At 30.7% G+C, this 24,329-nt stretch carries 21 protein-coding genes and 1 pseudogene; 2 read left to right on the top strand and 20 right to left on the bottom strand.

Annotated features, from left to right (window positions below; translation table 11 throughout):
• Positions 1-40: 40 nt before the first annotated feature.
• Positions 41-805, top strand: a complete 765-nt coding sequence (locus BLO14_RS05115; protein WP_091973676.1) for a hypothetical protein — start codon at positions 41-43, stop codon at positions 803-805.
• Between the two features lie 23 nt (positions 806-828).
• Here BLO14_RS05115 and bdr read toward each other — a convergent pair whose 3' ends face one another.
• Positions 829-1,479 (bottom strand): Bdr family repetitive protein, encoded by a 651-nt coding sequence (gene bdr, locus BLO14_RS05110; RefSeq protein WP_091973673.1) that lies wholly within the window; start codon positions 1,477-1,479, stop codon positions 829-831.
• Between the two features lie 58 nt (positions 1,480-1,537).
• Positions 1,538-1,789 (bottom strand): DUF226 domain-containing protein, encoded by a 252-nt coding sequence (locus BLO14_RS06210; protein ID WP_269085758.1) that lies wholly within the window; start codon positions 1,787-1,789, stop codon positions 1,538-1,540.
• Positions 1,790-1,855: 66 nt separating this feature from the next.
• Between BLO14_RS06210 and BLO14_RS05100 the strand changes: the two are divergent.
• Positions 1,856-2,233, top strand: a pseudogene (locus BLO14_RS05100) (DUF261 family protein).
• Between the two features lie 1,274 nt (positions 2,234-3,507).
• On the opposite strand, the gene BLO14_RS05085 reads toward BLO14_RS05100, so the two are convergent.
• The 18 genes from BLO14_RS05085 to BLO14_RS06075 all read right to left on the bottom strand — a co-directional run.
• Positions 3,508-4,053, bottom strand: a complete 546-nt coding sequence (locus BLO14_RS05085) for a CPBP family intramembrane glutamic endopeptidase (RefSeq protein ID WP_236736401.1) — start codon at positions 4,051-4,053, stop codon at positions 3,508-3,510.
• 49 nt (positions 4,054-4,102) lie between these two features.
• A complete protein-coding gene (locus BLO14_RS05080) occupies positions 4,103-5,428 on the bottom strand; it encodes a YcaO-like family protein (RefSeq protein ID WP_091973664.1) in 1,326 nt (441 codons plus the stop codon).
• 11 nt (positions 5,429-5,439) lie between these two features.
• On the bottom strand, positions 5,440-6,486 hold the full coding sequence (locus tag BLO14_RS05075; RefSeq protein WP_091973661.1) for a streptolysin associated protein SagC: 1,047 nt from the start codon (positions 6,484-6,486) through the stop codon (positions 5,440-5,442).
• 13 nt (positions 6,487-6,499) lie between these two features.
• The gene (locus tag BLO14_RS05070; RefSeq protein ID WP_091973658.1) at positions 6,500-7,420 is read right to left on the bottom strand and encodes a SagB/ThcOx family dehydrogenase; all 921 of its coding nucleotides are present in this window, start codon (positions 7,418-7,420) and stop codon (positions 6,500-6,502) included.
• A gap of 196 nt (positions 7,421-7,616) precedes the next feature.
• Entirely contained in the window at positions 7,617-7,730 is a 114-nt protein-coding gene (borA, locus tag BLO14_RS06265) for a TOMM family putative cytolysin BorA (protein WP_143280326.1), read from the bottom strand.
• 23 nt (positions 7,731-7,753) lie between these two features.
• Positions 7,754-8,752, bottom strand: coding sequence for a hypothetical protein (locus BLO14_RS05065; RefSeq protein ID WP_236736400.1), 999 nt, complete (start codon positions 8,750-8,752; stop codon positions 7,754-7,756).
• A gap of 17 nt (positions 8,753-8,769) precedes the next feature.
• On the bottom strand, positions 8,770-9,804 hold the full coding sequence (locus tag BLO14_RS05060) for a hypothetical protein (RefSeq protein ID WP_091973654.1): 1,035 nt from the start codon (positions 9,802-9,804) through the stop codon (positions 8,770-8,772).
• Between the two features lie 13 nt (positions 9,805-9,817).
• Positions 9,818-10,549 carry a hypothetical protein gene (locus tag BLO14_RS05055; RefSeq protein ID WP_091973652.1) on the bottom strand — a complete coding sequence of 244 codons (732 nt, stop codon included), beginning with the start codon at positions 10,547-10,549 and terminating at the stop codon, positions 9,818-9,820.
• Positions 10,542-11,768, bottom strand: a complete 1,227-nt coding sequence (locus BLO14_RS05050; protein WP_200780520.1) for an ABC transporter permease — start codon at positions 11,766-11,768, stop codon at positions 10,542-10,544. Before BLO14_RS05050 ends, BLO14_RS05055 begins: the two co-directional genes overlap by 8 nt.
• Before the next feature lie 8 nt (positions 11,769-11,776).
• Entirely contained in the window at positions 11,777-12,448 is a 672-nt protein-coding gene (locus BLO14_RS05045) for an ABC transporter ATP-binding protein (RefSeq protein ID WP_091973649.1), read from the bottom strand.
• A 25-nt stretch (positions 12,449-12,473) separates the two neighbouring features.
• Positions 12,474-13,256, bottom strand: a complete 783-nt coding sequence (locus BLO14_RS05040; protein WP_091973646.1) for a hypothetical protein — start codon at positions 13,254-13,256, stop codon at positions 12,474-12,476.
• Between the two features lie 30 nt (positions 13,257-13,286).
• Entirely contained in the window at positions 13,287-14,090 is an 804-nt protein-coding gene (locus tag BLO14_RS05035) for a tetratricopeptide repeat protein (RefSeq protein WP_091973643.1), read from the bottom strand.
• Positions 14,091-14,294: 204 nt separating this feature from the next.
• On the bottom strand, positions 14,295-15,128 hold the full coding sequence (locus BLO14_RS05030; RefSeq protein ID WP_269085759.1) for a complement regulator-acquiring protein: 834 nt from the start codon (positions 15,126-15,128) through the stop codon (positions 14,295-14,297).
• Between the two features lie 341 nt (positions 15,129-15,469).
• Entirely contained in the window at positions 15,470-16,045 is a 576-nt protein-coding gene (locus tag BLO14_RS05025) for a chromosome replication/partitioning protein (protein WP_091973637.1), read from the bottom strand.
• Positions 16,046-16,075: 30 nt separating this feature from the next.
• Positions 16,076-16,891, bottom strand: a complete 816-nt coding sequence (locus tag BLO14_RS05020; RefSeq protein ID WP_091973636.1) for a ParA family protein — start codon at positions 16,889-16,891, stop codon at positions 16,076-16,078.
• Entirely contained in the window at positions 16,867-17,424 is a 558-nt protein-coding gene (locus BLO14_RS05015; protein WP_091973633.1) for a DUF226 domain-containing protein, read from the bottom strand. Before BLO14_RS05015 ends, BLO14_RS05020 begins: the two co-directional genes overlap by 25 nt.
• A gap of 9 nt (positions 17,425-17,433) precedes the next feature.
• Positions 17,434-18,522, bottom strand: coding sequence for a plasmid maintenance protein (locus BLO14_RS05010; protein ID WP_091973630.1), 1,089 nt, complete (start codon positions 18,520-18,522; stop codon positions 17,434-17,436).
• 158 nt (positions 18,523-18,680) lie between these two features.
• A partial coding sequence (locus BLO14_RS06075; RefSeq protein WP_159427409.1) for a variable large family protein occupies positions 18,681-24,329 on the bottom strand: 5,649 nt, incomplete at its 5' end.

Genomic DNA, 24,329 nt, shown 5'->3' with positions numbered 1-24,329 from the left:
AAATTTTTGAATTTTTGTATAAAAAGTATATAATATTAATATGTTTTTATGCAAATTTTTTTCCAAACCCAAGCCTACTAAGAAAAAAAATTATCATAAAATCAATCCGGATGAATTCATTCTAATCAGTGAACATCTTATCAATTCTTATAGCACTACTCACCAATTACTTGGAATTATTATGGCTTCTGGAATTCCATTAACTCATCTAAAAAATCAAAATATCAAAACTCCTTACAATTTCAAATCTGATATACTTTCTTACACGTTGGACAACGGTTTACAAATTCAAACATATTCTCTTATTTGCGCTAATAAAATTTCCGGATGTATTGAAAATCTAAACAAAAATAGATTACTATCTATTAATGCAGACAAAATTAATTATGTAGCAAAAAATATATTTGATTTTAGTATTACTACTAAACAGCTAAAAATTGTTTACTCTTTAATTGCTAAATCAAAAGAAACGCTAGACGAAATCAGATACAACGCTAATTCACAAAACTTCTTTTTAGTTAAAACACCTTGTATATTAAATCTATCACAAAAACTCAATTACATTAAATCATTTGCACCTCTAAAGCTCAATCAAAGCAATCTAAATCATTATCTAAACAGTTCTACTGGAACCAAACTTACAATTATTAATCTGATTTCGAATTTTTTCACTGAAAAGGAACCTTGCAAAAATTTGCATAATCTAAAATTATACATTAATGCAAACTTAAAACATCTAGGAATCTACAAAAATACTAGCAAATTGCAAAAGCAAATTATATCTAAAGTCTTTTTTCTTAATTAATTGTAGTAAAAAATTACTAGTAATTACTGTTTGAAAAAACCATTAATTAGCGACAAAACAAAAGGCCCTATAATAGCTATAACAATAGGTACTAATATTATGGACATAATAGTTATTAATCTATTGCTTGAGTCAAGATTTTTAGACAACAATTGATTATTAATTTCTATTTTTTCCAGTAAAAATTGATTATTAATTTTTAGTTTTTCGTCAAGATTTTGTTTCAAATTTTTTTCCACATTATCAATTTTGGTATTTAAATTTTTTTCCACATTATCAATTTTGGTATTTAAATTTTTTTCCACATTATCAATTTTAGCGTCTAAATTGGCTATATCTTTTTGTAAATTTTTTTCTACAGTATCTATCTTAACATTTAAATTTTTTTCTACATTATCTATCTTAGCGTCTAAATTAGCTATATCCTTTTGTAAATTTTTTTCTACATTATCTATCTTAGTATTGAGCTCATTCTTTACGGTATCAATCTTGAACTCAAGATTTTCAAACTTTATTCCAAATTGTTTTTCTAAATTTTCTAAATCTCTATACGTAAGTTTATTGTGGTAATATCTTTTAGATAAATCTTGTGCTATTAGTTGTTCCATACCTAATCTAAGGAACTCTTTATATATTTGTTCTTCAGTAATATTTGTTGTTGATACTAATTCCATAATCACTCACCTACTAAGTGTAGTATAACACAAATTACAGCCAAATAATAGTAAATTTTCAAAACTTACGAAATCGACTGCGTACACGCAGATGGGGTGGGGGATTGATCAGATTACCAATTTGATCTAGTCTTTCCTCCCTTTTTTGCTTGATTTTTGCAACCCTCTTAGTAATAATTCCTTCGGGCTGTAACTCTTTGGAGTAAAACTTGAACACTTCTTGTTCTAACTTCAAAAGTTTCTTATACAATTTTCTAATAGACCGAATATTCCGGCCGTCAACGAAATAAGATAAGAAAGTGCAGAGCAATTCAAAAAGTTAGACAAAGTGATTTTCAAAGAAGTCGAAATTCACAGATTTGCGGTGCCTTTGCAAATGAAATTCAAAGAACAAAACGAAATTATCTCTAAATTTGGGTGTTATTTCCTTTGCATTTTGTTTGTTGGCCTTGTAGTAAAAGAAATCAAAAACAAAGTCGAAAAATGTTTCGATTACTTTGAGATTGATTTACTTTTAAAGGGACTTGTAAGTAAAGGCTGCCTAAGGGGTGACAATGCGTTTGTAAATTCTCCAAACGCAATATTTGCAAACTTAGGTATTGACACGAAAATATTTACTTTGCAATCAAAATATCCGAGTTCTTAAGTGCCTTTAGAATCGGATATTTTGATTGCAAAGTACAAAGACGAAAGTTCTAGTTTTTACCATTTTGTAATTGTGGCAAACGACAGAAAAACAGTAATTTGGGATTAACTTGGTAATTCTAAATCCGTTTCTAACGGGTACATAGATTCGCTAAGGGTTTTCAAAATTCAAAACAAAGCTATAGTACAGCGCGTAAAGAACAGACTAGAATTTTACAATGCAAAAATTTAGAAATAATTTGGAGGTAGCGTAATGAACGCAGTAAAAAATATTAATGAGTTGCTAGACACAGTGGACGTAAAAAATGCACTCCTAAAAGGATTTGAAATTTGGTAGAGAAAAATTAGACATAGTGAACGAAGGGAAAGGAATGGCCTTCACAAGCTCACTTAGAAACACAACATGAGGAACTAGAATAGATATAGCAATAGAAATTACTACTGTACTAGGCACCCATTGCTATAACTATTATAGCTCCTTTTATTGGGTCGCTAATTACTAAATTTTTCAAGTAAAAATTACCAAGAATTTATTTATATAAAAGTGGTGAATTTGATAAATTAGATATTGACAAATTCATTTAAGCATCTAAGATTTAATAAAAACAATCTCTAAATCAAACTATACAAATAAATTATTGAGGCCAAAACTTAATTAAGAAAAAAATAAATCCTAAAATCACTGCAATAAGAAATTAATTCATTATATCTTGTATTATATCTTGTTGGTTGCTCTTTTATAAATAACATTCCAACAAGATATAAATATAAAAGAGATTAAAGAAGGAAATATATTATCTATATAAATAAAATTTAAAGCCAAATAAAAAAATACAAGCATATATAATACACCATTTAAAATAAAACTCGAAAAAGAAATTTTTAAAATAAAAATTCTACTATTTAGACATAAAAAAGAATATATTAATGTCCCTATAAAAAGAACTATATAATTACTATAATTAAATAGCTTTAAAAAGGGTAAAAAAATTCCCAAACTAAAAATAATTTCAAACAAAGAAAAAACTAAACATATAATGTCACAATACAATGATTTGCCAAATTCAACTATATTATTTCTCAACACTTTAAAATATAGTAAAAAGTAATATCCAAGTATATTTATAGTTGATAAATACAATAAAAAAAAACTTAAACCCACATCTAATAAATCAAAATTTAAAACCCAACTATTTCTAATTTCATCAAAGTTTATAATAAAACATATGAAATATATAAAAGTATTTATTATATTTTGCAATAAATAACAATAAAAATTTTCTCCTATTTTTCTTCTGTTTTGAGGATTAACAAAATTATATAAATAAGTCCTAACTAACCCAAAATTCAAAAACAAACTTACAGAAAAAATTAAAATTAAAATTAAAAACATAATTTACCCTTAATTTGTAAAAAACTTAAACCAAAAACAATTATATTGTTAAACACATGAATTGAAACAACGCAATAAAAATCTTTAAAAATAAAAAACACCAAGGAATAAATTATTCCTATCAAAAATTTTGATAGGAAAATAGCAAATCCAAAATGTATATGATTAAATCCATACGCAAACGAACTTAATAATGCAACAATTGGTAAATTAAATTGTAATTTTTCTAAAAAAAAATCAAAAATTAAAAGTCTAAAAATATATTCCTCAGCAATTGCCATAAAAATAACAGCAATAAAATATGACATATTATAATTATCATCGCCTATAAAAAACACAGGAAATTTTTTATTTAAAAAAAAACTCAAAAATATTTCTAAAGACATTGTAATAATAGGTACAAAAATTATTAAAAATACATGCTTCGCCCTTAAAGGAGGCACATCTATAGCAAAAAGATTAAAATAAACAATTATGAAAAATGATGCAAAATAACAAAACCGCTTCATAAATAAAACTGCATTTCTTGTATTCAAAAAAATACAAACCCCCGAAGGAAAAAGCAAATATGGAATAAACAAAAAACTAAGGTATTGGATGTGGGAAATATTCATCTAAAATTTCTCCTTTCTTTTTAAAATATGGATGCTCATCAAATGGATGAAATGGAAAACACATCTTAAGCAATTCGGGAACAAGAATCCTTATAGATCTAAAAGATGTGCTTTCTAATTCAGGAGGAGTTATATCGCAATAAACAGCATATTTACTTACAGATCGTAAAATATTTAAACTCATATCCAATTCATTTTTAACTAAGTCTTCTTCAGAAGATATCTCTAATCTAGTTTCATTATCTATAATAGAATTTAACATAGAATCTTTTAAAGAAATTTCATTTAAATTAGAGTAATATAAAAAATTATCATCCAAATTAAAACTGTGTCTTAGGCTATTTAATGTTAACTTACTTATCTCTTTAGCCTTAAAAAAATAAATTAAGGGTAAAGATTGGGCAACTACAGCAGCTTCTTCTACAGCTCTTAAAAAAACACACTCTTTATTAAAGCCGCCTTGAATTCCACAAACTAAATATGGAATCGATTTTTTCTTATTTCTTAGGAATGCTGCATAAACCGGCATTCCTAAATCTTTATCAGAATAATCCAAAACTATTAAATCAAAATTGGATTCAAGTTCTAAATCACTAATTGATTTTCTCAAAAATTCATTACTTTTCCAGTTAATCACAGGCCTTTTGGATTTTACGTACCAATTAGAAATATAACAATGTAATTGTATTACCTCTATTATTGCATTACTAAGCGCAATCTCTACTGTCCTATGAACTGCTGTTCCTGTACTAAAAGTTGGCATTTTGAAATTCTGATGAATACCCATAAAAACCATATCGCAAGGAACCCATATTTTTTCATTAGAATGAATTAAGGATGGCAATAAAATCCAATAAATTTCATCACTCTCATAAACTTTTGAATAAGGAAGATTACAATTTCTATCTAAATCTGAAAAAACATTTCTATATTCCAAAGGCATAACTTTATACTTTGAAGTATTTAGAAGATCCCTTCTAGAAGAAAGAATAAAATCTTCTTGAAATAAAGTTTTGGACATCAAAAGAGAATATCTCTCAATAGTTTCACCTTGTAATCTAGTAATAGCCTCCTCATAAGAACGCCCATAACCAGAAATATGGTATTCCATGTTATATGTCTCTCCTATTAATATTTTGTGATAATTAGGCAAAACACATGTAGAAGAATATAATAAAGGCAACCCCTTTTGAAAAGGTAGCAATGTAACTAAAGACGTACCAATACCTGTTGCCGGAGAATTAGTAAAAACAAGATCTCTATAAAGTTTGCTTGAATAAGGATAATAATTAAACATAATCTTACTCCTTAATTAGAATTAGAAATTAATGTTGAAACAAGCCTTTGTGTTTCAATATTTAAACATCTTGATTTATAAGTCGACAAATATCCACAAGCAGGACAAGATGATATTCTCAAAACATCTTGATTTTGGAACTCAAAAAAAGGTACATAAATATGTAAAGCTCTCCCCATAAGCTTAGATGTTTTAATCTGGAAAAAGGTAAAAGCATCACCAACTAAAATGTAAGCAATATGATAATAAGCGGGACTTAAAAAATCTCCTGAAGAAACTAACTTTGAATCTCTCTTGTGTTTTTCATACTCCTTATTAAACCTATGATAAAGCACATGATCCGTCATCCTAGCAATTATCCTTTGCTCATAACATTCAATACATGCTGTTCTTTTAGGCTCTAAACATGTAATCAACATAAAAGGACCATCTATGGTGCCAAAAAAAATTGGTTTATTAAGTCCCATTAAAATTCTATTAATATTCCTAAGTAAAAATGGATTCAAATTACCCAACAATAGAATAACTCCTTCAAATGGCATAAATTTAGATTTAAAATGGTCTAAACTTTTTGAATAATTTATTAAATCCAATTTATTTAAAAAAATAGGTGTTTTTAAAAATTCCAAGTTTTCCAAACTCAAAAGCTCATACTTTAAATTAAACGATTTAGCGGTTGTTTCTAAAATATTAATCAAACTACTATCATCTGAAATCAGTAAATAAGGATTCTCTTGGGGAGCAACTTCTAAATATTGACCAAGATATAAATAATTTAAAAATCTATTATTTTTTCCGAACTCATTCAAATGAACAAAACCAGAATTAATTAATTCTCTAACAATATTTTTGACCTTATCATTTTTTATTTGAATCAAATCAATCCCTTCATCAGAAGACAAAGAATTAAAAACTTTGCTCAATTCATTAATATAAGAATCTTCAATAGAAATTATTAGATCTTCATAATTCCAAACTCCCTTCCTAACAATCAAAAAGCCTTTGGATTCTTTTAAAACTCTCACATCATCTGAAAAATAATATAAACCACTATTCATTGACTACTCCCTTTTAAACATTTCCTAAAATAGAAGATGAAACTACATGTTCACTAATTCCATCTAGATTTAAACATTTTTCTAGCTCTGGCTTATCAAATCCTCCCCAGATGCAATATCCCAGATTCAAATCAGTAGAAACCAAAGAAAAATTTTGATGAATAGCGCCCAACTCGATAAAAGCAAAAGACAAGCTCATTTCTGAATACTTCAAATAATTAACCTCATATCTATAAACAAAAAAGAAAGCAACATTAAAATTAGAAGAACCCTCAAAAAACGAAATATTAAGTAAATTTTCAATCTTAATAGAACTAATATCAATCTTAATAATTGAATTATTTGAAGATTGATATAAATAAAAACTTTTATCAAGCTTTTCAACATTATTTGCATAAAAATAAATATCTACAGGATACATTCCCCCTCCTGATGGATAAGTCTTTCTAGATTGCCTAAATTTTGAATTTCCAAATTCTACATAATCATATCGAACATCACCAGCAGAATAATAAAGAAGTGTCGACAAATCCACCAAATTTAAATATTGATTTTTAAACTTTCTAGAAGATTTCCTTTTAAGCAAAGCATCTTCAAGTTTAATTTTGAGTCTTTTAACTTTAGGTAAATAAATTACATTCTCATCAAACTCACGATATTCTCTGTTAGATATATTTGCAATAGCAGCGGAATTTTGCAAAAATTGAGAAATATTTTCATTAAAATAAAATTTTTTAATTTCAGAAAAATTTAATAAATAATTAAGAGTCAAGCTTTCTGCATCTTTATCAAACAAAGATGCTTGAATCCTAATATTGGAAGGACTAGCAATAATATTGCTATTAAACACACTTCTTGAAATATTATTTATTTCATACATCCCTGATAGCTTCATATTAGAAGCTTCAGAACTTTCATTATTATTTTTTATCATAATTATTACCTTTAACTATTTACATATTTTTTACTTTTATCAAAGTAAAATTACTTAAAGTAATCAAAAACCTTAACTTTAAGTTCAAACCAAAGTTAAAATTTCATACACTAAGATTAAAAATAAAAGAAGCAAAAATATCTATTCTGCCTCCTTTACTAATCAGTATTTATTATTTTTGCAAAACAATAAATATTTATAAACTAAAACTGCAACTACAAGTACAGCTGCAACAGCAGCTACCAGGTATTACGGCATAACTAACATTTATACCAATGCTAGTCAAAAAATGCTTATTCCTAATAAACATATATTTTCTCCTTTCTTAAAATTTTAATTATCAAAATTAATTGAACTTACTATAAATCCAAGCATAAATTGCTTGTCTTGATTTATACCCACCTTAAAAACAAATGGGATTTCTCTAAAGAATTTATAACCAATACCAAAACTAACAATATAAAGAAATTTTCCATTATCAATAAAAACATCATCAAATCCATATCCCATATCAAAAGATATTGATAAAAATAAATCAGAAAACGCATTTCTTAAATATTCAAGAAAAAATACTCTATATTCAAATCCAAAATTAAAAATTGCATTAAAAATGCTATTAGGATCATCAAAAAAGGGAAAGGCTAAGGGATATAAATTTAAAGCATGATAATCTACTCTAGTTTCTAAATCAGTCTCAAATAAAGAATCGGATTTTAAAAAATCCGCCTTAAATCCTAGCTCTCCAAAAGGTAAAGATAAAAGATATTTAAAATTCCAATGCACACTATAAACTTGATCTTCATTGCCAAATAAATATCTATAAACAAAAATCACTTTGGTATCCATTCTTTGAAGTTCTGAATAATAAATTGGAATTAATAAACTAATTTTATTCTTCAAAGTGAGTGTATTGAAATATATATTTTCAACATTATCAACTGTAAGTAAATTGTTAATTAATCCTATAGTAAAGGAATTTTCAAATTTAAAATAATCAAAGTTATACCCAAATAAAAAATTCCCCTCATGTTCAATATATTTTTTATTTAAATTAAATGGTGTCCTAATCTCATAAAATATTTTAGAGGAAAAATTTCTAAAAAAATATTTAAAACCGGATGCAAATAAAATAGTTTTGTGATAATCAGACCCTAGCCCAATAAAAGGAGAAATTTTAGAATCATTTAACACATAATATAAAGACAAATCAAATGTATTTGGTATGGATAAATAATCCATATCAAAGTCAAAACCCATACCATTAATCTTTAAGCTATTGAATTCCCTTGAAAATAAATTAAAACACATTAAAAATATAACCGTCTTCTTCATTGTTTTCTCTTTTTCCCTTAAACCTTAAAACTCATCCCAATGCTTAATATTTGATTAAAAGGCATATTTTTAAATAAAATCTTTTCTCCAAAAGGCTCAAATATGCTTTTAATTTTCAAAGAAAAACCCTTGGTAATATCAAAAGTACTTTCAAAATAAATTTGCCAAGCATTATTATTCAAATTTGTTTTTAAAAAACACGATGTTTTAAGTAAACTTTCAATCCAAGTTAAGATAAACCCTGTAGATATGAAATGATTATTACTTTTTAAGTAACCTTCAAATACAAAAGCAATGGAATTTAATATTCCATTTTCAAAATCAATATAATATCTAGAACCTAAAAGATATCTATTATCCTCACTACGAAATACATAATCTTGATCATAAAGCAAATCATGTCTTATAGTGGAATATAAAAACAGACCACTATAAATTTCAACAGACAAATCAAAAATGAATTTGATATCTATATTGTTATTTTTTAGATTAAAAGGGGTCTCTACCATTAGTAGTAGATCTAACTTAGGAAATGACAACTGAAAATAAGTCCAAGGTGATAAATATTTAGGTTTTTCAAGTCCATCAAGACTAAATTCATCTAATATAGCACCAAAAGAAAAAATATAATTTGAGACAAAATAATATATCTCTGCCAACCATTCTTCTGAATCTTTTATTCTATCTAAAATAATATTCTCTATTAATCCGCTACCTAAATGATAATTTTGCTTTCCTAATTTAACAATTAAACTATCAAAATAAAAATTTAAAAACGAATTTTTAAAACTTAAATAATGCTTCCCCTTCTTTATAGTTAAAGAAGGAGCAACTCCAAATTCAAAAATACCATGATTAATAAAAATCCCTAAATAAAATTCATTTTCAAAGCTGAATATTCCAGTACCAAGAAAATCCTTCTCATCATAATCTGAAAAAAAATATGAAAAATTACTACTTAATCCAAGCTGCTCCTTGATAATAACACTAGAAAATAAAAAGCTAGGAATTATTAATAAAAACCAAAACAACAAAAATTTAGCAAGTTCCATTTTTAACTTACCCTTATTTTAAATAGTTTTTAGCAATATCAAATACTCTTAAAAAGCCTTTCATAGTAAAAATAGAATTATTTAAATTAGTTTTGGAAAAATTTTTTGTATATACGATTGTACGATGATTTTCAAAAATCCTATCCACAACTTCAATACTAGAAAAAGCATTAATACCGCTAATAAACCCCTTATTATAAAGAACTTCTCTTAAAACATGGGAGTTCCTATCTTTGTGTAAAGTCGAAAATTTATTTGAATCATATCTAATTAAATCAACAAATGGATAAAGAGATGTTTTTTTTGATTTAAACTTTAAAAGATTTTCATTGATTTTTTGAAGAAAGCTAAAGTCTTCTTCAAACCTTAATCCAATAATATCTTGTAATGAAGATATGCCCTTAACTTTATAAGAAGGACTAACTTTAATAGGATTTGAAGATTTACTACTTAACATAAAATATCCTGTGTCTCTAATTACAAGAAATGCAATGTCTGATTTTTTACCTTCTGTATATACTAGGCAAGAATTTGAATTATTTGAATTTATAATTGAGAACCCCTTACTTTTTTCTTTTAAAACTCCATCCAAATAAATTTCATAATCTAAATGAACAACATAAAATCCAGGCTCAATATTAGGAAAAGCCAGTTTAGAAAAATCTTTTACTAAAGAATTTGATTCATTAGAATATAAAAAACTAGAAACATAAAGACAACTAATAACAATAAAATTTTTAAACATTATTTATTACCTCCACTATTGATCTCTTACTTACTTTAATAAAAGGCAAAACTGAAGAAATAATTGCAACCAAAAAAATAAATAAAGAAACGAAACAAATATCGCTAAAATAATATAAAAAATTAATAAAATAAGATTCTGTATATCCTGGAGGAGAAAATCTTATCTGATAAAATCCAATTATCAATTTTAAAAAATAAGAAATAGCAATGCCTAAAATTATATTTATAGTAGTAAGAATGAATATTTCCAAAAATAAAGTATAAAAAAGCTCTAATTTTGTAAGACCAATTGCTCTTAAAGTTCCAAGCTCTCTAGTTCTTTCAAGGCCCAATGCTGTCATTATTTGAAAAAACGATATAAATATCAGCAATATTATTAATATTGACAAAAACTTAAACATTATTTCATTAATTCCTAAAATAGATTTGAAAGACGGATTAATTTCATACCAATCGCTATATTCAAAATCTATGTTGCTTTTATTTCTTAAAACCTCTAACTTATCTTTAAAACTATTTAAAAAAGAATTATTTTTTAAATAGACTTGTATTACATGCACACCATCTTTAAAATCAAAAAAACTTTTCAATGTATTTATACTAGTAATAGCAACCATGCTATCTGTTTGAATAACTGGAAATTTAATAATTCCTGACAATCTAACATCTTGCAAAATAAGACCTTCGCCTAACATATCTGTCATCAAAGTTAACTTAGAAGTTTTTTTTGTTAAACTTTCTATACCAAGAGACATCGCCAAATTGCTTCCAATTAAAAAATCACCAACAGAACTATCAAAAAGGGGATTCCCATCTACCAAAGACAAACTTTTTGTTGCAAAATCAAGATCTTCAAATGCAGTAGCAAAAAATGGTTTACTTACAACAGAATTGCCAATAAGACCTTCAAAATTTACTATTAAATTGCTAGATTTAAACTCAGAATATTTGTTTATTTCGTTTTTGATTTGCAATATTTCACAATCCTTTAACATTAAATTATTTTTAATACTGCTAAACTTAGGATTAAAATAATTTTTTTTAGCAATCTGAATATGCCCTGTAGATGAAACAAGCCCCATTTCCATGCCCTCACTACTATAATTCATATATCCTATAAAAAGTAATAAAAACACTACTGAACTCTCCAAAAGGAACGAAACCGTCATAGATCTTCTTACATCTCTAAAAATATTAAAAAAAGCTAATTTAAACATAATTACCTCTAAAAATAAAATAATCTACCATCTTCTATTCTGAAAAATCTATTAGCAAATTTTTCTAAACTAGAATCATGTGAAACAAACAACCCTATAGCATCATTTTCTTCTATATAATTTTTTACTACAGAATAAATAAAATTTGCTGTTACATGATCCAAATGACTTGTTATTTCATCTCCAATAATTAATTTAGGATCATAAACAAATGCTCTAGCTATTCCTATTCTTTGTTTTTGTCCTCCAGACATATATGAAGGACGCTTTTTTATAAAATTTTCAAGGTTAAACAATTCCACCAAACTATCTACCTTCTCTTTACACTCTTTCCAATTCTTGCTCGAAAATTTTAAAGGTAATAAAATATTCTCAAAACCAGTAAGACTTGGAATAAGCTCAAAATGCTGAAATATGAGACCCATATTAAATTTTCTAAAAAGAGTTCTTTGCTTATCTTTCATGGAACTTAAAACAAAACAATCTAACACTATCTCTCCACTGTCTATAATATCTATACCTGAAATTAAATTAATTAAAGTAGTTTTACCACTCCCTGTTGGGCCCGACAGCCAAACCATGTCTTTTGACTTTAGACTAAAGGATATATCTTTGTTTGCATGAACTATTTCTTTAAAAATTTTGTAACTTTTATTAATAGTGTTGACTCTTAGTTTCATATCTCTAACCCTAACCTAAATATAATCAAAAGAAAGGCTTACCTTTCTTCAATTTTTCAAAAGCAATTCCTGCAAGATGCCCATTGGGAAATATTTTACAAGCAGATTGCAAACAATCTATTGCTTCAACTCTTCTGTTATTACGTATCAAAAAAGAGCTTTTTACTATTTCTTTTAAATATCTTTGTCTTTTATTCATAAAAACTTCTTCTGTTCTATTTAAATAATAGAGAGCAACCAAATTTCTACTAAAAGTTTTATTTGTAACTCCTGATGTATAAAATATTGCTAAAGGTAGATTAACTTTATAATTTTGACTATTCATTATTAAAGCTTTGTCCAAAAATCTTTTTCCATTCACAATATAAAAATAAGAATTGGAAGAATCGTGAACTATTAAATTCAAAGCAAGCTCCCCTAAAGCTCTAAAATAATCAGAAAACTCATAAAAATTAAAAGAAACTTTAACACTATACTTATATGTATTTAACACCTTATTAATCAAATTTTTGTATTCATTAACATCATCTATTAAATAGGCAATATCACAAAAAACTAAGGAAATAAGCAAATTTAAATAATTAAATTTAAGACTGCTTTCCTTATAATTAGATAAAATGTTATTTTCAATTTTAGAAAGAGAGGATATCAACATCTTTGCATAATTTAAATTATCAAATTTTAAACCCGTAGAATAATAATTGGTATGAATTTCTTCAATTTCTTCTATATATTTCTCTATATCATTATCAAAAGCAAATAGATTAAATGAAATAAAAAAAATCACCAAACCACTTTTCAATTTCATAGAATTTTTACCTATAAAAAGGGGACACAATTAAGGCAACTCGCCCAAATTATTTCTTTCAATAACTATTTTATGAAAAAGTCCATCAGGAAATATATTTTTAGCCTCGTTTAAATACCTTTTATATTCATTTTCTCTTTTAAGTCTAAAATATCCCTGACTTATCCATACATTTGTTAAATATTTTTCCAAGCTTTTTTTACTATATTTAAGAGCCTTCTGCAAAAATTCTATTGCCTTTTTAGGACTACCCCCCGAAATTCTTGGAGAATATAAATACCAAGTTGCTAAAGAAATGTTGGCAAATACATTTTTATTGTCAATTTCTAAAGATTTAATTAATGCATTTTTAGCTTCATTTGAGATTTTAACTAATTTTATACCGCCCATATATCTTAAAATAGACAAATTTAAATCCCCCAATACTCTATATGCATCACTTCTAATTGATTTTTGACAATCTTTAAAAAATTGAGAAGAAATAAAATCTAAAAGAACACTTTTTGCACTTAAAAATATGGAATAACTATCAGAAGAATTTTTGATAGCTACACTTTGAACTAAAGATGCAATCTGCAAATTAACAATGCTGGTAAGATAATTTTTTCTACTATCCCCAAATGATTCTAATTTTTCATACAAAGTTTTAAATTTATCTATATAAAAATTTATATAATCAGATTGATCTTTTAAAACAAGTCTATTGTTATTATCACCAGAATAATACTCTTCTAGAATATTATTATATTCTATATTCAAAGCTTCAAAAGAATTAGAATATAGTAAATTAAAATTTAAAATTAGAAAAAAGAGACACCTGAAAAAAACTTTCATAACCTTTTACCACCTTATAATAAAAGATAATTCAATAAATAAATTTATCTATATTTGGTTATAAAAAAATAAAATTATTTCAAAAATTGCTGACAATTAAACTTATTAAGTTACAATCTAATATATCAGAACATGAAAGACAAAAAGAAAATTTCTTACAATTTTAAATTGTAAGAAAAAATAAATTAATCTCTAATCTCTTGATTACTTATCTAAAATTTTTGTTATTTCAGAAGATAAAGTTTCAGTTTTAAGAATATCGTATTTTAAAAAATATTCATATTTTAAATTAATATATTTAATAAGTTCAATTATCTTCCCTGAATCATCTTTATTGTTATTTAAATTAATATCATTTTCACAATATTTAATAATTTGATTTGCAATATCAATCCACCTAGCCTTAAAAGTCATCAATTCTTTAAGTTTACCTAAAATAAAGCTTAACTCCTCTATATTTAAACTCATTAGTTTGTCCATTTGCTCATTTATTTTTTTAGCAGAAAATTCTAAATTATATTGAGAATAATACTGTCCAGCTCTAACAATAAGTAAATCTAATTTTTGATTCTCCGAGTTGCTTGATATTTTATTAAGTATTTTCCCAAAAATTCTTAATAATTTCTCATTATAATTCAAAGACGAATAAAACTTTCTTCGTATATCTTTATTTTCATTATGAGAATACCTCTCATGATTAGAATCAAATGTAAGGTTATTAAATAAAAAATCCTTCATACCAAATTGATCTAAAGGTTCTATTCTAGCTCTATCCAAAATTATTTGCTCTTTAACAAGCTTAGCAGTTTCAATTATTTTAACTATTAAATCGTCTTGAACCTCCTCACTTTTTAAGTGATTTTCTTCTGGTTTTAAATTTTCTTCAATTGTATTTTCATTTCGATTAAATTCAAAATCCTTATCTTCCAATACTAAATTGGCAGAATTACATGACAAAAGGCTTAACAAATAGATTATTACAATTAAATAATTTCCTTTCAAAATATTCTCCTTATTGTTATAGCAATTAAAATTAATTTATAGCAAAATATTCTAATTCCAACTTTCTTTTAGTATTTATAAAAAAATATTTAAAAAAAGTTGGAATTAGACGTCGGAATTAAAAGCAATAGGTTATTGAATAATAGGAATATTTAGTTTTAATAAAAATTTTATTGGGTTTTATAGGCTTTACACAAGCCTTAAGTATATTAGTTAGAGCTTAATTAAGTTTTTTTAAAAAAACTTAATTAAGCTCTAACAGCTCACAATGGCGGTCACAAATTAAGGTAAATTTTAAATGAAAAACTTATCCTTGCACTAAAGGATACACCAATTTAAAAATAAAATCAACAATCATATAACATTTATTAAACTTTTTATTTGAATTCTTTCATAATTTGATCAATCCAATCTTTTTTATCTAAAAAAACTTTATCTAAAAAAAACTCTGTAAACTTATAGTTTTTTTTATAAAAAAAGTAACTTTCTTGATTTTTAAGTTGAATTCTCAAAACCTTTTTTGAAATTTGATTCGATTTTTTCCTTACTGCATTTTCAGAATTCATCAAAAATAAAATCGATTGCCTAAAACCATTTTCAACTAAATATTCTTGTTTTAAAGTGCCTTCCTTAATTGCACCAGCTATTTTTAAGTAAGTATATGCTTGAGATCTGGCTAATTTATAATCTTTTATAAACTTTTCAAAACTTTTATATCCATCAAGTTTATAATAAGCCTTATTTTTGATTTCCATTAAAATATACATGGCCTCTATTTTATTATAGATGTCTTCTTTTATATTATCTTTCAGTTTATTTTTTAAAAATTCAAATCTTTTTTTATCATTAGATAAATGATTATTATTATTATTATTAGAATTTAAAATAGAATTTTTATTGTTATTTATATTTCTTGGATTAATAGCTATTTCATTAGTATTTTTTTTATTCATAAAATTTCCTTATTTAGTTTAAATTCTACTTTATAAATTGTCTAGCGCTGGACAATTTATATTGGGAATTTCCATTTTCTCTGAATAAGTTTCTATATTATAAATTAAATTTTTCAATATATAATTGTATTCCAATATATAATTTGATTTAAAATCAAATTCACTATTAGTTGCAATTTTTTTATTCAAACCTTCTTTTTCTGATATAAATCCTAAAAAGTTATTCTTTTTTTGCATTATTTTCAATAATTCTTTATGTGTATTAGTTTTCTTAAATCTAGTTACAATAAAAAACATTGGTACTGATTTTTCCAAACTTTTAATAAAAAATTCTAAAAGTTCGTAACTTTCAAATGTCCATTTTTCAGCTGTCATTGGTATTAATATATAATGTGTAGCATTTAAAGCACATCTTAATGTCAAGTCTAAACTAGGATTTGTATCAATCACTATATAATCATAGTTGATTCTTAGTCTTTTTATTTCTATTTTCAATTTTAAATCAATAGCTTTGTGTTTGTTTAGGCAATAAAAATCTCCATTCAAACTATGTAATGTTAGATAGCTGGGAATTAAGCTTAAATTGTTCCCTACTCTAAGAATTGCACTATTAATATCTAAGTTATCTTTTAAAACTTCGCAAATGTTTTCTCTTTCTAAATCTAAATTACTTTCTTTTACTTTTTCATAAAAGTAGCTGGTAGTCGATGCTTGTGTATCCATATCGATTAATAATACTGTATATTCTTTTGATAAAAGTTTAGCAAGAATTATAGCACTTGTACTTTTTCCAACTCCACCTTTTATACTGGCAATGGTTATTATTTTTGTTCTTTTTTTATCCATTTAGTTATAAGACCTCCATTTGATAATTTTTTGTCGTAAAATTCATATATTTCCTTTTCTAAAGTTAAAAGTATTTTAATCAGAGATTTATAATATTTTTTTTTAATTTTGTCTTTTCTTAATAAGTATGAAATTCCCACAACATAGCAAAATATGCTTCCTGTTTTGAATTTAAATTGTATATAGTGTATTTTTGAAAATGTAGCTGTTTTTAATTTATTATTTTCCTCATATCTTCTTAAAACGTTTTTTATTGGCTTTCTACATCCATAACTAATTCCTAAAAATTTATCTTTATCTCTTAAAGAAAAAAGACTAAATGCTTCTGTTTTTTTCCTGTCAAATAATTTTCTAAATGAAATGAAAAATCTGTAATTTTGATTTTTCTTAGTTCCAAATGCATGAAAGTCTAAGAATATTTTCGTATGGTATATATTTTTGTCGTCTTTTTTTTCAATTTTAACAAAAATGTTTTTTTTTTCTGGTTTTATTTTTGTTTTTTTTTCTCTAAGTTTTTTTAAAAGGTTTTCCATAATCTATCCTTAAATAATAAATTTTTCATTAATCAAGAATTTGTTTTTATTTTTGATTACTTTTAGTAGGTCATGATAATATTTATTGTTAAACAAATCGGAATATCTTAGTTCTCCTATTTGATTTAAGTAGTCTTTTATGATCCTTATTAAAAATTCATTGTCATTATCATCAATTTCAGACTTTATTTTTAACTGTTCGAATAATATGTTAAGTATATTATTTTTAATATTTTCTTGTGTTGTTTTTATATTTGGTTTATCTGTGTTTTTCTTTACTTTATTTATTATTTGTTTTAAATCATCATATTTCCCGCTATCTAATATAAAATGAGGTTTATTTTCATATTTTGAATATACATTCTGGAAATATATTTCCAATTTCTTTTTGTTTAATCCTTCTTCTTCTAAAATTTTTTTAGTTCTTTCTAATAAAATACTCAGTTCTTTTCTCTTTATGTTTATGGTTTTCTTTTTTTTATGATTCTTATAATAATTTTTCTTAAAAAAATTCTCTACTTTTTTAATTTCTTTTAGTATTTCGATTTTAATATTCTTTTTTACATTTAAATCTAGAATTTTTGAAGAGGAATTTGTTATAAATTTACATTTTTTAGCATAATTTTTTATTTGTAGGTTTTCAAATCTTTTAACTGCTTCTTTCTCTTTATTATTATTATTATTATTACATTCCCTTAATTCTACACTCCCTTTTTTTGAATGTAGTTTTTTAAAAAACGTACTTACTCTTAGGTTAAATCTAACTTCTTTTTTCTCTTTAAAATATTGGTTTATTCTACGATAGCATTTTTGTTTTTGATAATTAAGTTTATAGTAGATTTCGGTTCCGCAATTGACTCCCAAGTGTTTATAATAATTGGTTGTTATTTTAAATTCTTTTTCTAACCTGTAAAGGTAATTTTGTAATGTTTTTATTTTAATAGGGTTTTGACCATTTCTTTTTAAATTTTCATTAAAATAATAAAGTATATTGCTTTGTGAATATTTTTTATGTTTATTGTTTATATAGCAAAGTGTTGATATCAATACAATTAGTTTATGTTGGCATTTGTTTTTAAATTTTTCTATTTTTTTCATTTTACTTCTCCTTAATTTGTGCATATCTAATATGTATATATATGGTATATCAAAATTAATTTAAAAGCAAATTAAAATAAATTTAACTGAAAATAATATGTAAAGTAATAAAACCAAGGGAAGAATTATTTTTAATTAAGTTTTTGAACCATTATTTATTAAGCCTCATCATCATCCTTCTCCCCAATAGCCGAGTCAATCGGATTTGTAGCATTCTCCGCCTTCTTCCCCGTCTTCTTCTCACCATCCTTTCCAGCAGCATCAACAATAGCTTTCAATATCTGCTCTCCACTAACAGCAGCAACAGCAGCAGCCGCCTTCCCAGCATCTGCAGCATCACCACCTACACCAACAGCATCCTTCTTTTGAACAAACAACTTCCCAGCATCCTTGTTGCCCTTGCCAGTAGCAGCAGTCGCCTTCAACTTCCCTTCATCACCAGCCTTCTCAGCAGCATCAACAATTCCCTTTATCCCCTTAGCAATCCCATTAACACTCTTCGCGTCACCACCTTTTGCAGCCGCATCAGCCTTACCCTTAACAACATTCCCAATCGATTTATCAGCACCAGTAGCAGCCGTTGCAGCATCCGTAGCAGCCTTCGCACTCTCAACGGCATTCTTAACAGTCCCCTTATGATCACCATGATCAGCATTCTTCAAAACGAACTGCCCATCCTTAGCCATACCCCGCAGCACCATAGCAGCAGCAATCTGATCATCCTTCTTCATCTCATCCTTCCCAAACGCCGCAGCAGCCTCATTATCATCAGCACCAATAGCCGCGTCAATCGGATTTTCAGCATCCTCCGCCTTCGCACCTGTCTTCTCACCATTCTTTCCAGCAGCCTTAACAATAGCTTTCAATATCTGCTCCCCACTAACAGCAGCAACAGCAGCAGCCGCCTTCCCTGCATCTGCAGCACCACCACCTTCACCAGCCTTCATCACAAACAATTTCCCGGCATTCGCGTTGCTATTACCAGTAGCAGCAGTAGTCTTCAACTTCCCTTCATCACCAGCCTTCTCAGCAGCCTCAACAATCCCCTTTATCCCCTTAGCAATCCCATTAACACTCGTCGCGTCACCACCTTTTGCAGCATCATCCTTACCCTCAACAACATTCCCAATCGATTCATTAGTACCACCAGTAGCAGCCTCTGCAGCCGTCGTAGCAGCCTTTGTCATCTCAACGGCATTCTTAACAGTTCCCTCATGAGCATGAGCATCATCCTTCAAAACGAACTGCCCATCCTTAGCCATACCCCGCAGCACCATAGCAGCAGCAATCTGATCATCCTTCTTCATCCCATCCTTCCCAAACGCAGCAGCATTATCATCCTCCTTCCCAATAGCCGCCTCAATCGGATTTTTAGCATCCTTCGCCTTCGCACCTGTCTTCGCCTCACCCCCAGCAGCATCAACAATAGCTTTCAATATCTGCTCTCCACTAACAGCAGCAACAGCAGCAGCCGCCTTCCCTGCAGCCTCACCGCCTACATCAGCATTCTTCTTCTGAACAAACAACTTCCCAGCATCCTTGTTGCTCTTACCAGTAGCAGCAGTAGTCTCCAACTTCCCTTCCTCACCAGCCTCCTTAGCAGCATCAACAATCCCCTTTATCCCCTTAGCAATCCCATTAACACTCCTCGCTTCACCACCTTTTGCTGCAGCATCAGCCTTACCCTTAACAACATTCCCAATCGATTCAGCACCAGTAGCAGCCTTTGCAGCATCCGTAGCAGCCTTCGCACTCTCAACGGCATTCTTAACAGTCCCCTTATGATTATCATGAGCATTAGCATCATTCTTCAAAACGAACTGCCCATCCTTAGCCATACCCCGCAGCACCATAGCAGCAGCAATCTGATCATCCTTCTTCATCCCATCCTTCCCAAACGCCTTAGCCTCAGCATCATCATCCTCCTTAGCCCCAATAGCCGCCTCAATCGGATTTGTAGCCTCCCCCGCTTTCGCGCCCTTCTTCTCTCCAGCAGCAGCAGCAGCATCAACAATAGCTTTCAATATCTGCTCCCCACTAACAGCAGCAACAGCAGCAGCCGCCTTCCCAGCATCTGCAGCCTCACCACCTTCATTTGCCTTCTTGGCAAACAACTTCCCGGCATCCTCGTTGCTCTCACCACTAGCAGCAGCAGTCACACTCAACTTCCCTTCCTCACCAGCCTTCTCGGCAGCCTCAACAATTCCCTTTATCCCCTTAGCAATCCCATTAACACTCCCCGCGTCACCACCTTTTGCTGCAGCAGCATTACCCTTAACAACATTCCCAATCGATTCATTATCACCACCAGTAGCAGCCTTTGCAGCCTCCTTAGTAGCCTTTGTCATCTCAACAGCATTCTTAACAGTCCCCTTATGATTATCATGAGCATGATTAGCATCCTTCAAAACGAACTGCCCATCCTTAGCCATACCCCGCAGCACCATAGCAGCAGCAATCTGATCATCCTTCTTCATCTCATTCTCAAACGCAGCCTCATTCCCACCATCGCCCCCAATAGCCGCCTCAATCGGATTTGTAGCATCCCCTGCCTTCTTACCTTTCTTCTCACCATCCTTTCCAGCAGCATCAACAATAGCTTTCAATATCTGCTCTCCACTAACAGCAGCAACAGCAGCAGCCGCCTTCCCAGCATCCTCAGCACCACCACCCTTATCAGCACCCTCCTTCATCACAAACAATTTCCCAGCATTCTCGTTGCTCTCACCAGTAGCAGCAGCCACATTCAACTTTCCTTCATCACCAGCCTGCTTAGCAGCATCAACAATCCCCTTTATCCCCTTAGCAATCCCATTAACACTCTCCGCGTCACCACCTTTTGCTTCAGCACCATCCTTACCTTCAACAACATTCCCAATCGATTCATTATCAGCACCACCAGTAGCAGCCTCTGCAGCCGTCGTAGCAGCCTTTGTCATCTCAACGGCATTCTTAACAGTCCCCTTATGAGCATCATGATCATTATCCTTCAAAACGAACTGCCCATCCTTAGCCATCCCCCGCAGCACCATAGCAGCAGCAATCTGATCATCCTTCTTCATCTCATTATCAAACGCCTCAGCCGCATCCTCCTCAGCACCAATAGCCGCGTCAATCGGATTTGTAGCCTCCTCCGCCTTCTTACCTGTCTTCTCCTTCTCATCCTTAGCAGCATCAACAATAGCTTTCAATATCTGCTCTCCACTAACAGCAGCAACAGCAGCAGCCGCCTTCCCAGCATCCTTAGCATCACCACCTACAGCACCATTCTTCTGAACAAACAACTTCCCTGCATCCGCGTTGCTCTCACCACTAGCAGCAGCATCAGCACTCAACTTCCCTTCATCACCAGCCTTCTCAGCAGCCTCAACAATCCCCTTTATCCCCTTAGCAATCCCATTAACACTCGCCGCTTCACCACCTTTTGCAGCAGCAGCATCACCCTTAACAACATCCCCAATCGATTTATCACCACCAGTAGCAGCCGTTGCAGCCTCCGTATCAGCCTTTGTCATCTCAACAGCATTCTTAACAGTCCCCTTATGAGCATCATGATCATTACCATTCTTCAAAACGAACTGCCCATCCTTAGCCATCCCCCGCAGCACCATAGCAGCAGCAATCTGATCATCCTTCTTCATCTCATTCTTCTCAAACGCCTCAGCATTCGCATCCTCACCATCAGCACCAATAGCCGCCTCAATCGGATTTGTAGCATCCCCCGCCTTCTTACCTGCCTTCGCCTCACTCCCAGCAGCATCAACAATAGCTTTCAATATCTGCTCCCCACTAACAGCAGCAACAGCAGCAGCCGCCTTCCCAGCATCTGCAGCTCCACCACCTACATCACCAGCCTTCTGGACAAACAACTTCCCTGCATCCTTGTTGCCCTCACTACCAGCAGCAGCACTCAACTTCCCTTCCTCACCAGCCTGCCCAGCAGCATCAACAATCCCCTTTATCCCCTTAGCAATCCCATTAACACTCGCCGCATCACCACCTTTTGCAGCAGCAGCATCCTTAACAACATCCCCAATCGATTCAGTACCACCAGTAGCAGCCGTTGCAGCCTCCTTAGCAGCCTTTGTCATCTCAACAGCATTCTTAACAGTCCCCTTATGAGCAGCAAGATCAGCATCATTCTTCAAAACGAACTGCCCATCCTTAGCCATCCCTCTCAGCACCATAGCAGCAGCAATCTGATCATCCTTCTTCATCTTACCAAACGCAGCCGCATTCTCATTCCCATCAGCACCAATAGCCGCCTCAATCGGATTTGTAGCATCCTCCGCCTTCGCACCTTTCTTCTCCTTCTCACCATCCTTTCCAGCAGCCTCAACAATAGCTTTCAATATCTGCTCCCCACTAACAGCAGCAACAGCAGCAGCCGCCTTCCCAGCAGCCTCACCGCCTACATCAGCGTCCTTCTTCTGGACAAACAACTTCCCTGCATCCTTGTTGTCCTCACCAGTAGCAGCAGCCACATTCAACTTCCCTTCCTCACCAGCCTTCTCAGCAGCATCAACAATCCCCTTTATCCCCTTAGCAATCCCATTAACACTCGTCGCATCACCACCTTTTGCTGCAGCAGCACCCTTAACAACATTCCCAATTGATTCAGTAGCACTACCAGTAGCAGCCGTTGCAGCATCCGCAGCAGCCTTTGTCATCTCAACAGCATTCTTAACAGTCCCCTTATGATCATCAGCACCATTCTTCAAAACGAACTGCCCATCCTTAGCCATCCCTCTCAGCACCATAGCAGCAGCAATCTGATCATCCTTCTTCATCCCCTTCTCAAACGCCTTAGCCTCATTATCATCAGCACCAATAGCCGCGTCAATCGGATTTTCAGCATCCTCCGCCTTCGCACCTGTCTTCTCACCATTCTTTCCAGCAGCATCAACAATAGCTTTCAATATCTGCTCCCCACTAACAGCAGCAACAGCAGCAGCCGCCTTCCCAGCAGCCTTATCATCACCACCTTCATCAGCCTTCTTGACAAACAACTTCCCGGCATTCGCGTTGCCATCACCAGCAGCAGTCGCATTCAACTTCCCTTCCTCACCAGCCTTCCCAGCAGCATCAACAATCCCCTTTATCCCCTTAGCAATCCCATTAACACTCTTCGCTTCACCACCTTTTGCTGCATCAGCATTACCCTTAACAACATTCCCAATCGATTCAGCAGCACCACCAGTAGCAGCCTTTGCAGCATCCGTAGCAGCCTTTGTCATCTCAACGGCATTCTTAACAGTCCCCTTATGATCAGCATGATTAGCATCCTTCAAAACGAACTGTCCATCCTTAGCCATCCCTCGCAGCACCATAGCAGCAGCAATCTGATCATCCTTCTTCATCTCATTCTTCTCAAACGCCTTAGCCGCATCATCATTCCCAGCAGCACCAATAGCCGCGTCAATCGGATTTTTAGCATCCTTCGCCTTCGCACCTGTCTTCGCCTCACCACCAGCAGCCTCAACAATAGCTTTCAATATCTGCTCCCCACTAACAGCAGCAACAGCAGCAGCAGCCTTCCCAGCAGCCTTAGCATCACCACCTACATCACCAGCATTTGTCTTCTTGACAAACAACTTCCCTGCATCCTTGTTGCCCTCACCACCAGCAGCAGCAGTAGCCTCCAACTTCCCTTCCTCACCAGCCTGCCCAGCAGCATCAACAATCCCCTTTATCCCCTTAGCAATCCCATTAACACTCGCCGCTTCACCACCTTTTGCTGCATCAGCATTACCCTTAACAACATTCCCAATCGATTTATCAGCACCACCAGTAGCAGCCTCTGCAGC

It is taken from the genome of Borreliella japonica, assembly GCF_900099615.1.
Taxonomy (GTDB): Bacteria; Spirochaetota; Spirochaetia; order Borreliales; family Borreliaceae; genus Borreliella; species Borreliella japonica.
This window is presented reverse-complemented; position numbering and strand designations above follow the sequence as displayed.